Here is a 9,949-nt window from a genome sequence, read left to right as displayed (position 1 = left end):
CGGGACAGAGTCGATAAAAAAGCCCGCCGGTGTGAACCGGCGGGCTTTTTGTTTTCTGGTGTTCGGGAAGATCAGACCCCGACGTGGAACGCCTGTTTGAGGTTGCGGATAAACTCCGCATCCCGGCAGAGGGTCTTGCCCGGGCTATCGGAGATCTTGGCAACCGGGCCGCCATTGCACTCGATCAGCTTGAAGACGATGTTCATCGGGCTGACGCCGGGCAGATCGCAGGTGAGCTTGGTGCCGATGCCGAAGCTGGTGTTGATGCGGCCACGGAAGTGACGGAACAGCTGCACCGCCTTGTCGAGGTTGAGCCCGTCGGAGAAGACCAGGGTCTTGTCGGTGGGGTCGATGCCGAGCCGCTGATAGTGGCTGATCGCCTTCTCGCCCCACACCACGGGATCGCCGGAGTCGTGGCGCAAGCCCTGATAGCTGCTGGCCAGCTCGAAGTCGAAGTCCCGCAGGAAGGCATCCATGGTGATGCAGTCGGTCAGGGCGATACCGAGATGGTCGGTGAACTCGTCCAGCCAGCTGGTGAGGGCAGCGCGCTGGCTGTGCTCCAGCGGGAAGCCGAGTTGCTGGTGCGCCTGGAACCACTCATGGGCCTGGGTGCCGACCGCGGGCAGCTTGTACTTCTGGGCCAGCATGTAGTTGCTGGTGCCGCGAAACGCCGGCAGCCGCTCCTTGAGGCGACCCACTACCGCATCCTGTACCGCATGGGAGAAGCGGCGGCGGGTGCCGAAGTCGATGAGGTTGAACTCGCTCATCTCGTCGCTGCTCAGCTCCTTCTCCAGCTTGTCGATCTTCTGATCGAGCCGCTCCAGCGCATGGCTGACGCCGAACTGGGGGTAGCGGAAGCGGTTACGCATCTCGCTGATGATGGCAAGCACCGGGATTTCCCACAGGATCACATCCTGCCAGGGGCCCTCGACCCGCACATTGATGCGGCCATCCTGCTCGAACACCTTGAGCAGGGAGGCGTCGAGCGGCTTGCGGCGCAGGTGGTCGAGGTAGTCAGGAGTGAAGAAGGGACGCTCGGCCAGAAAATCGAGCTCTGGCCTGGTCAGTCGCAGGGAGCCGGCGAGGCGCAGTTGCTCCTCGATCTGCCCCATCATGGGCAGCAGATCCTCTTCATTGCGGCTGTGAAACTCGGCCACCACCTCGGCATCCGGATAGCGATGGAACACCGCCTGCTGCATATGCAGCTTGTAGGCGTCGGTGTCGAGCAGGCTGGTGAGGATTGGGGGCATATCAGGCTCCTCGCAGACTGGTGAGCACGATGGAGCTCCCCTGCCGCATATGTAACGTGCAGGCGTCGGTGTCGAGAAGGCTGGTAAGAATCGGTGGCATATCAGGCGTCCAGCAGGCGTTGTACATCGATCAGGGTCTGGGCCAGTTCGGCCCCTGCCTCGATCATCTGGGTGTGGGCGCTGGCAACCGTCGCGGGGGCGATGCCACGGCAGGCGTCGAGATGGACGATTACCCGGAAACCGGCGCGGCGCAGTTGCAGCACGCTGGTTTTGACACAGTAGTCGGTGGCAAGGCCGCCGACCAGTACGGTATCGACCTTGCGGGCTTGCAGGAATTCGATGAGTCCGGTGCTGCGCCGTTCGGCCAGGTCGTGGAAGCAGGTGCCGTAGGGATGGAGATCCGGTTCGACCCCCTTCCAGACGAAGAAGTCATAGTCGATGGGAGCGGGCAGGCCGTCGAGCAGCTCGAAGCCTTTGCTGCCCGGTACGCAGTGCACCGGCCAGGTGAGGTCGGCGTTGGGCAGATCCAGCGGCAGCAGCATGCCGGCGGGGTCAGAAACGGCCCAGTCGGCATTGGCGGGGTGAGAGTCCTTGCTGCCGATCCGCAGCGTGGCGAGGGTGGCCTGAGCGTTGAGCGCAGCCACAATATCATCACCGCCCGCAACGGGCAGTTCGTTCGGGCAGAGGGGGGTAAAGCCCTTCTGCGCATCAATATCCAGGCTGGCGACGGTTCCCATGATTGGCTCCTGCACATACTATTCGTGTGATATTATCTACCAAACATTAATGGAAGGCGAGCAGGGCGATCGGCATGCTGAGAATGAGTCTGGATATGGTGGTGCTGCGGTTGCATGAGGAGCGGCTCGAGCTGCTGCTCGAGACCCGCGATCGCCCCCCCTTTGCCCACTGCTGGCAACTGCCTGCGCTGCGCATCGACGAGACCCGGGATCGGGATCTGGATGCCGCCCAGCGCCGTCTGCTGGCGGAGTGGGGGCTCGGTCACTGCTACAGCGAGCAGGTCTGCACCCTCGGCAATCTGGAGCGGGATCCCCGCGGCTGGTCCACGACCCTGGTCTATCTCTGCCTTGTGGATCCGGAAGTGGAAGCGATCCACGGCTGCTGGCATCCACTCGCCAACCTGCCGGGGCTGAGCCTCGCCTTCGACCATGTTCAGCTCATCGCCAAGGGGCTGGAGCGGCTGCGGATCAAGAGCCGTTACAGCACCCTGCCGCTACAACTGCTGGGGCCCGAGTTCACCCTCTCCGAGGTGCAGCGCGCCTTTGAAATCATCCTGCAAACACCCATGAATACGGCGGCATTTCGCAAGCGGATCCATCGCGCCGACATTCTGGTGGATACCGGCCGCAAGCGCACCGGCAAACAGCGTCCCGCCATCCTCTACCGGCTGGAGAGCCCCTGCTGCGTGATGTTCGATCAAGTGATGCATGGAGCGGAAGCATGAGTGATACCAGCGTGCACAAGGTGCTGGTGAGTGCCTGCTTGCTGGGTCAGCCGGTGCGTTACGACGGTCAGAGCAAGGGGATCGTCAGCGACTGGCTGAGTGAGCTGGGTGCCGAGGGGCGGGCGCTGGCGTTTTGCCCCGAAGTGGCTGGCGGTTTGCCGACCCCGCGCCCTCCTGCCGAGCGGCAGGGCGAGCGCGTAGTGACGGCGAGCGGACTGGATGTGACTGCCGAGTTTGATCGCGGCGCCGAGCTGGCGCTGGAAATCTGTCAGACGCAGGGCATTCGCTTCGCCCTGCTGAAAGAGGGGAGCCCCTCATGTGGTAGCGGCCGTATCTATAACGGCCGCTTCGAAGGTGTTTCTGTGGCGGGCGAGGGCAAGACCACTGCCCTGCTGCGCCGCCACGGGATTGCAGTCTTTTCCGAAGATCAGTTGGCCGAGTTGGCCTCGGCACTCTCTTTGGATTCCTCCCCGGATTTGGCGGCAACTGGCAGCGGTGACTGACCGCTCTGCCACCCCTCCAGCACCTCGTCCTTCTCCTGCCAGCGCTGGTTTAGCCACTCCTGAAAACCGCGCTTGAACTGCTTGTCGTTGAAGTAATCTCCAATCAGCTGCTCATTCACCGGCAGCTCCTCAATCCGCACCTGAATGCGTTTTACCCGTCCCATCAGGAAGTCCTTGAACGGGGTCTCGGCGTTGTCCGGATAGCGGATGGTGACGTTGATCAGGCTGTCGAACTGCTCGCCCATGGCCGCCAGTGTAAAGGCCAGTCCTGCCGCCTTGGGCGGCATCAGGTGACGATAGCGGGAGCGGGCCGCATCCCGTTTCTGCTCGGTGAAGCGGGTTCCTTCCACGAAGTTGATGACGGTAGTGGGGATGTGGCGAAACTTCTCGCAGGCGTTGCGGGTGGTCTCGATATCCTTGCCGCGCAGATGGGGATTTCTTAACAGAAACTCTCTCGAATAGCGGCGCATAAAGGGCATATCGAGCCCCCAGCAGGCGAGCCCCAGCAGCGGGATGTAGATGAGCTCGTGCTTCATGAAGAACTTGGGCACCGGCAGCCTATCGCGGAACAGGTGGCCGAGCACCACGATATCGGTCCAGCTCATATGGTTGCTGATGATGAGATACCAGCCATCCTTGCGCAGCTTGGTATTGTCCTCTACCTGCCAGTCAATACGGGTGGTGAGGCGGATCACCAGCGCATTGCAGGCCAGCCACAGACGCATGAAGCGGTTGTTGAGGCGGCTGCAGGCGCGGCCAAAGGCCGGGATCGGCAGTACTAGTTTGGCCAGCGACACCAGCAGGATCAGGCTGGCGCACAAGGCGGTGAAAAGGATGGTCAGGCCCGCGCTGATGATCAGCACCAGCGGGCCGGGAAGCAGGGATAGCATGAATGTTTACTGCGCCTTGGTTGCCAGCAGTTGGCTCAGGGTCTGGTCCTTTTCGTGCCAGATCCCGTTCAACCACTGTTGAAACTCTTGTTGGAACTCGGGGTCATTGAAGTAATCCCCCACCAGCTTGCGGTCGATCGGCAAATAGCGGACCTGAACCTTGATTTGCCCGACCCGGCCACACATGAAGTCCCAGTAGCTGGGGATGCCGTCCGGATAGGCGATAGTGACATCCACCAGTTGATGCAACTGGTCACCCATGGCTGCCAGGGTAAAGGCGATGCCGCCTGCTTTCGGTTGGAGCAGGTGACGATAGGGCGAACCCTGCTTCTGATGTTTGCCCTTGGTGAAGCGGGTGCCTTCGACGAAGTTCATCACACTCACTGGAATGTGGCGGAACCTGGCACAGGCTTTACGGGTTGTTTCTATGTCTTTTCCCTTCAGATGGGGATGCTTTTCCAGAAATTTCCTGGAATATCGCCGCATGAAGGGGAAGTCGAGCGCCCACCATGCCAGACCGAGAAAAGGTACCCAAATCAGCTCTTTCTTGAGGAAAAACTTCAGGAAGGGGATTTTTTGGTTAAAAACCCGCTGCAATACCAGTATGTCGACCCAGGATTGATGGTTGGCAATCACCATATACCACTCATTCCGGCGCCCTTTGTCCACTCCGACCACCTCGAAAGGGGTTTTGATGATGGTTTTCTGGATCAGATTGTTGAAACCGATCCAGCAGCTGGCACAGCTATCGAGCAGCCAGTTGCAGAGGGTGCGCCACCCCTTGAGGGGGAGCAGGAGCTTGAGCAGACCCAGCGAGAAGATGGGGACAAACCAGAAGAGGGTGTTGAAAAAATAGAGCAGGGTGGAGAGGCTGCCGCGCAGTCGCTCTGTCAGCTTGTTGGGCATGAGTCGGGTCCGTCTTGCTGTCGATAAAGGGCCATCAAGTGGTCAGATCTGTGGCCATAATATCAGCCGATTGCCCGTGAGACCATTCAGAGCCGTTACGGGGTTGGACTCACCCTTTCCCTTCTGTCAGCTGCTGCGCAATCGCGACAGCAGCCTGTCCATGGCGCGATAACCGAGCGCCTCGATAAGATGCTCCTTGCCGATGGCGGGTTGCCCGGCCAGATCGGCGATGGTGCGTGACACCCGCAGGATGCGATGCCAGGCCCGGATGCTGAGCCCCAGCTTCTGGATGGCGTTCTCCAAAAATTCGGCATCTTGCGGTGATAAGCGGCAAATATCCTCTATCTCACGGCTATCCAGCAGGTTGTTGAGCTTGCCGTTACGACTCAGCATGCGCTCTCGCGCCGCCAGCACCCGATCGCGGATCTGCTGGCTCGACTCCCCCCGCTCCGCCTTGCCGGTCAGGCTCCCCTTGGGCAGCTGCGGCACCTCAACTGTCAGGTCGAAGCGGTCGAGAAAGGGGCCGGAGAGCTTGCCGAGGTAGCGCAAGATCTGATCCGGGCTGGAGCGGGTCTGGCCGTCGCCATAGTGGCCACAGGGGCTGGGATTCATGGCGCCGACCAGCTGGAAGCGGGCGGGAAAATCCACCTGGCGGGCGGCCCGGCTGATGGTGATGTGGCCCGTCTCCAGCGGCTCACGCAGGGAGTCGAGCACCTTGCGCTCGAATTCGGGCAGTTCGTCGAGAAACAGCACCCCGTTGTGGGCCAGCGAAATTTCGCCGGGCCGCGGGTGGCTGCCACCGCCCACCAGCGCCACCGCTGAGGCACTGTGGTGGGGCGTGCGATAGGGTCTGTGGTGCCAGTGACCGGCGCGCGGGGTGAGGCCACCGATGGAGTGGATTGCGGCGGTCTGCTGCGCCTCCTGCTCGCTGAGCGGCGGCAAGATGCCGGGCAATCGGCTCGCCAGCATGCTCTTGCCGGTGCCGGGCGGGCCGATGAACAGCAGGTTGTGGCTGCCGGCGGCGGCGATCTCCAGCGCCCGCTTGGCCTGAGACTGGCCGATAACATCCTGCAGATCTGGTACGTCGGGCAGGCTCTCCGAGCTTTGGGGGGCCGGCAGCGGCAGTTCGTACTGACCCGCCAGCCAGGCGGTGACGGCCAGCAACTGGTGGGCGGTGCGCACCTCGGCATCCTGAATGAGGGACGCTTCCGGGCCGTTCTCTCGCGGTACCAGCAGGGTGCGCCCCGCATCCCGGCAGGCGAGCACGGCGGGCAGCACCCCTAGTACGGGCCGGATCTCGCCGGTCAGGGCCAACTCGCCTAAAAATTCGTGATCGAGCAGATATTTTGCCGGTATCTGCTTGGAAGCGGCGAGAATGCCGATAGCGATAGCCAGATCAAAACGGCCTCCCTCCTTGGGCAGATCAGCGGGGGCCAGATTGACTGTGATGTGTTTGCTCGGGAACTCGAAATTGCCGTTGAGCAGGGCGCTGCGGACCCGATCTCGCGACTCCTTCACCGAGGTTTCTGGTAGGCCGACCATATTGAAGGCGGGCAGGCCGTTGGAGAGGTGAACTTCCACCGTAACTTGCGGGGCCGCGATCCCGAGGCTGGCACGGCTATAAACCACAGCTAATGACATAAATCCCGTCCTTGAGTTGATATATGTTCTGACTAACTGCTTGTTGTTGGTTTTTTATTCCAAAGTTCCGGCTGGGGAATAGCCAAAATCAGTGGGTTGTCACAGAAAAAAGTCTTGCCCAATAAAAATCACCGTGCTAGTTCTAATAGCCATTCGCGGTGAAAATCGCCCCAATTTCACAGGATTTCCGGTTGTAACTATGAACATGGCCTCCCGTTTCGTCAGCATTATTGTGGTCCTAGTGGTGATTATTATCTCACCGCTCGGGGCTCGTTTAGCTGTACGGAACAAGGGATAGACCCACCACCGGACAGAACGAAACAAGCGACCCCCGAGCCTCACAGCTCGGGGGTTTTTTTTCGACCAAAGGACAGGATTTTCCACATGAACGGCGCGCAGTTTTTGGTACAGGCTCTCAAGAAACAGGGTGTGACCCAGGTGTTTGGTTACCCGGGCGGGGCCATCATGCCGGTCTACGATGCTCTGTATGACGGTGGTCTGGCCCATCAGCTCTGCCGCCACGAGCAGGGCGCCGCCATGGCTGCGGTTGGTTATGCCCGCGCCTCTGGTCAGGTGGGCGTCTGCATCGCCACCTCCGGCCCCGGCGCCACCAATCTGGTGACCGGTCTGGCGGAGGCGCTGCTCGATTCGGTGCCGCTGGTGGCCATCAGCGGTCAGGTGCCCTGTTCCGCCATCGGCACCGATGCGTTTCAGGAGGTCGACGTGCTCGGCATGTCCCTCTCCTGTACCAAGCACTCCTTCATGGTGACGGATGCCGCCGATCTGGGGCGCGTGCTGGCAGAAGCTTTCGCTATCGCCACCGAAGGTCGCCCCGGCCCTGTGCTGATCGATCTCCCCAAGGATGTGCAACTGGCCGCGGTGCCTGCCCAGAGCCCGCTGTTTGCAGTGGAAGAGCCGGAGGCGCTCAACCCCTCGGAACTGACCGCAGCCCGCACTCTGATCGCTGCTGCCGAGCGCCCGGTACTCTACGTCGGTGGCGGGGTAGGCATGGCCAATGCCGAGCAGCAGCTGCGTGACTTTGCCGCCGTCACCGGCATGCCTGCGGTCACCACCCTCAAGGGGATCGGTGCACTCGACCCCGACAGCCCCGTTTATCTCGGCATGCTCGGCATGCACGGCACCAAGGCCGCCAACTACGCGGTGCAGCAGTGCGATCTGCTGCTGGTGGTGGGTGCCCGTTTCGACGACAGGGTGACTGGCAAGCTGGAAGAGTTCGCTCCCGAGGCCAAGGTGATCCATCTCGATGTGGATGCTGCCGAGTTCGGCAAGCGCCGCGCTGCCGAGGTGGGTATCACCACGGATCTCAAACAGGTGCTGCCGCGCCTCGCCATGACTCTCGACATTGCCCCCTGGCGTGAACACTGTGCCGCCATGGCCCGTGAATATGCGTTTCGCTACGACCATCCTGGTCAGGCCATCTATGCCCCGGCTCTGCTCAAGCAGCTCTCTGCCCGGCTGCTGGAGAGCAGCGTGGTGGCCTGCGATGTGGGTCAGCACCAGATGTGGGTCGCCCAACACATGCGCTTCACCAGCCCACGCAACCACCTTTCCAGCGCCGGTCTCGGCACCATGGGCTTTGGTCTGCCCGCCGCCATCGGCGCCAAGATGTCGCGTCCGGAGGATGAAGTGGTACTGGTGAGCGGTGACGGCTCTTTCATGATGAATGTGCAGGAGCTTGGCACCATCCGCCGCGCCCAGCTCAAGGTGAAGATGGTGCTGCTGGATAATCAGCGCCTCGGTATGGTGCGCCAGTGGCAGGAGCTGTTCTTCGACGGCCGCTACAGCGAGACCATCCTCTCCGACAACCCCGATTTCGTCGCCCTGGCTGCCGCCTTCGGCATTCCGGGCGAGACCATCACATACAAGGAGCAGATAGCCGGTGCCCTCGATCGCCTGCTGGCAAGCGAGAGTGCCTACCTGCTGCATGTGGCCATTTCAGAGGAAGAAAACGTCTGGCCCCTGGTTCCGCCGGGAGTCGCCAACCACCAGATGATGGAGCAACGCCCATGAACCCGCACACCCTTGCCCAGCCAGCATTTGCACAACACACCCTGCATATCCACGCCCAGCCCAGACCCGAAGTGATGGAGCGGGTGCTGCGGGTGGTGCGTCACCGCGGTTTCAATCTCTGCGCCCTTAATATGGAGCAGGATTGCCAACAGCTGCGGATCACGGTTACTGTCGAGTCGGTGCGTCCCATCCAGCAGTTGTGGAGCCAGCTGGTGAAGCTGGTGGACGTCTCCCGGGTCGATGCACTGGAACAGCAACCCCGGATCAGAGCTTAAGGAGCCAAGCCAATGTCACAGCCTTCCCAATCAGCCTCTCAACCAAAGTACATCTGGTTCAACGGCACACTGGTGCCCTGGCAAGATGCTCAGGTGCACGTGATGAGCCACGCCCTGCACTACGGCTCCTCGGTGTTTGAGGGTGTGCGCGCCTACGATACCCCCAAAGGAACCTGTATCTTCCGTCTGCAGGAGCACACCCGCCGCCTGTTCGACTCCGCCAAGATTTACTGGATGGACGTCCCCTACAGCGAGTCCGAAGTGAATGAAGCCTGCCGCACCGTGGTGCGCGAGAACGGCCTGAAGAGCGGCTACCTGCGCCCGCTGGCCTTTGTCGGCAACGTGGGGCTGGGGCTGCATCCGCCGCTGGATGCCAAGGCTGATCTGATGGTGGCAGCCCTGCCTTGGGGCGCTTATCTGGGGGAAGAGGGGCTGAAAAACGGGGTGGATGTCTGTGTCACCTCATGGAACCGGCTCGCTCCCAACACCATCCCCACCGGCGCCAAGGCGGGTGGCAACTATTTGTCATCCCAGCTGATCAGCCGCGAGGCCAAGCGCAACGGCTTTGCCGAGGGGCTGGCGCTGGATGTGAACGGCTACCTGAGCGAAGGGGCGGGGGAGAACCTGTTCCTGGTGAAGAATGGCGTGCTGTTTACCCCGCCTGCTACTGCTGCCATCCTGCCCGGCATCACCCGCGACACCATCATGACGCTGGCCCGTGATCTGGGTTACGAGGTGCGTGAGCAGGCGCTGCCCCGCGAGGCGCTCTATGTCGCAGATGAAATCTTTATGACCGGCACCGCCGCCGAGGTGACCCCGGTGCGCTCCGTCGATCGGATGAAGGTGGGCGCTGGCAGCCGTGGCCCGGTGACCGAGCAGCTGCAAAACGCCTTCTTCGGCCTGTTCAATGGCCAGACCGAGGACAAGTGGGGCTGGCTGACGCCCGTCAACGACTGATGAGAGAGGGGAGGCTCCATGCCTCCCCGAGTCG

10 protein-coding genes are annotated in these 9,949 nt (G+C 61.7%); 5 read left to right on the top strand and 5 right to left on the bottom strand.

Translation table 11 applies throughout. From position 1 onward, the window contains the following. Positions 1–71: 71 nt before the first annotated feature. Together pncB and AACT07_RS07050 are read right to left on the bottom strand one after the other, a co-directional pair. Entirely contained in the window at positions 72–1,250 is a 1,179-nt protein-coding gene (pncB, locus tag AACT07_RS07055) for a nicotinate phosphoribosyltransferase (protein ID WP_005342020.1), read from the bottom strand. A gap of 101 nt (positions 1,251–1,351) precedes the next feature. Continuing rightward, positions 1,352–1,987: a nicotinamidase gene (locus tag AACT07_RS07050; RefSeq protein WP_005357452.1), complete on the bottom strand. Its 636-nt coding sequence runs from the start codon at positions 1,985–1,987 to the stop codon at positions 1,352–1,354. Positions 1,988–2,061: 74 nt separating this feature from the next. Between AACT07_RS07050 and AACT07_RS07045 the strand changes: the two genes are divergently transcribed. Together AACT07_RS07045 and AACT07_RS07040 are read left to right on the top strand one after the other, a co-directional pair. Further along, positions 2,062–2,712, top strand: coding sequence for an NUDIX hydrolase (locus tag AACT07_RS07045; RefSeq protein ID WP_005339607.1), 651 nt, complete (start codon positions 2,062–2,064; stop codon positions 2,710–2,712). Further along, entirely contained in the window at positions 2,709–3,215 is a 507-nt protein-coding gene (locus AACT07_RS07040; protein WP_069527024.1) for a DUF523 domain-containing protein, read from the top strand. The genes AACT07_RS07045 and AACT07_RS07040 overlap by 4 nt, the downstream gene beginning before the upstream one ends. Here the strand turns inward: AACT07_RS07040 and AACT07_RS07035 are convergent. The 3 genes from AACT07_RS07035 to AACT07_RS07025 form a co-directional block, all read right to left on the bottom strand. Beyond that, complete coding sequence (locus tag AACT07_RS07035) at positions 3,140–4,105, bottom strand: acyltransferase (RefSeq protein ID WP_058056256.1); 966 nt, start codon at positions 4,103–4,105, stop codon at positions 3,140–3,142. The two genes, AACT07_RS07040 and AACT07_RS07035, sit on opposite strands and share 76 nt — an antisense overlap. A gap of 6 nt (positions 4,106–4,111) precedes the next feature. Further along, positions 4,112–5,011, bottom strand: a complete 900-nt coding sequence (locus AACT07_RS07030) for an acyltransferase (RefSeq protein WP_069527023.1) — start codon at positions 5,009–5,011, stop codon at positions 4,112–4,114. A gap of 126 nt (positions 5,012–5,137) precedes the next feature. Then, positions 5,138–6,652, bottom strand: coding sequence for a YifB family Mg chelatase-like AAA ATPase (locus AACT07_RS07025; protein ID WP_069527022.1), 1,515 nt, complete (start codon positions 6,650–6,652; stop codon positions 5,138–5,140). Between the two features lie 384 nt (positions 6,653–7,036). Here AACT07_RS07025 and ilvG point away from each other — a divergent pair, with 384 nt between their 5' ends. Genes ilvG through AACT07_RS07010 form a run of 3 tightly spaced genes read left to right on the top strand, consistent with a single transcriptional unit; the run spans position 7,037 to position 9,915 of the window. After that, a complete protein-coding gene (gene ilvG, locus AACT07_RS07020) occupies positions 7,037–8,683 on the top strand; it encodes an acetolactate synthase 2 catalytic subunit (protein ID WP_069527021.1) in 1,647 nt (548 codons plus the stop codon). Beyond that, complete coding sequence (ilvM, locus tag AACT07_RS07015; RefSeq protein WP_005342011.1) at positions 8,680–8,958, top strand: acetolactate synthase 2 small subunit; 279 nt, start codon at positions 8,680–8,682, stop codon at positions 8,956–8,958. The genes ilvG and ilvM overlap by 4 nt, the downstream gene beginning before the upstream one ends. Before the next feature lie 12 nt (positions 8,959–8,970). Then, positions 8,971–9,915 carry a branched-chain amino acid transaminase gene (locus tag AACT07_RS07010; RefSeq protein ID WP_069527020.1) on the top strand — a complete coding sequence of 315 codons (945 nt, stop codon included), beginning with the start codon at positions 8,971–8,973 and terminating at the stop codon, positions 9,913–9,915. The last annotated feature ends 34 nt before the right edge of the window (positions 9,916–9,949 follow it).

The organism is Aeromonas sp. ANP5, assembly GCF_963870295.1.
In the GTDB taxonomy this organism is placed as follows: domain Bacteria; phylum Pseudomonadota; class Gammaproteobacteria; order Enterobacterales; family Aeromonadaceae; genus Aeromonas; species Aeromonas veronii.
The sequence above is the reverse complement of the archived record's forward strand: the minus strand, read 5'-3'. Positions and strand labels throughout refer to the sequence as shown.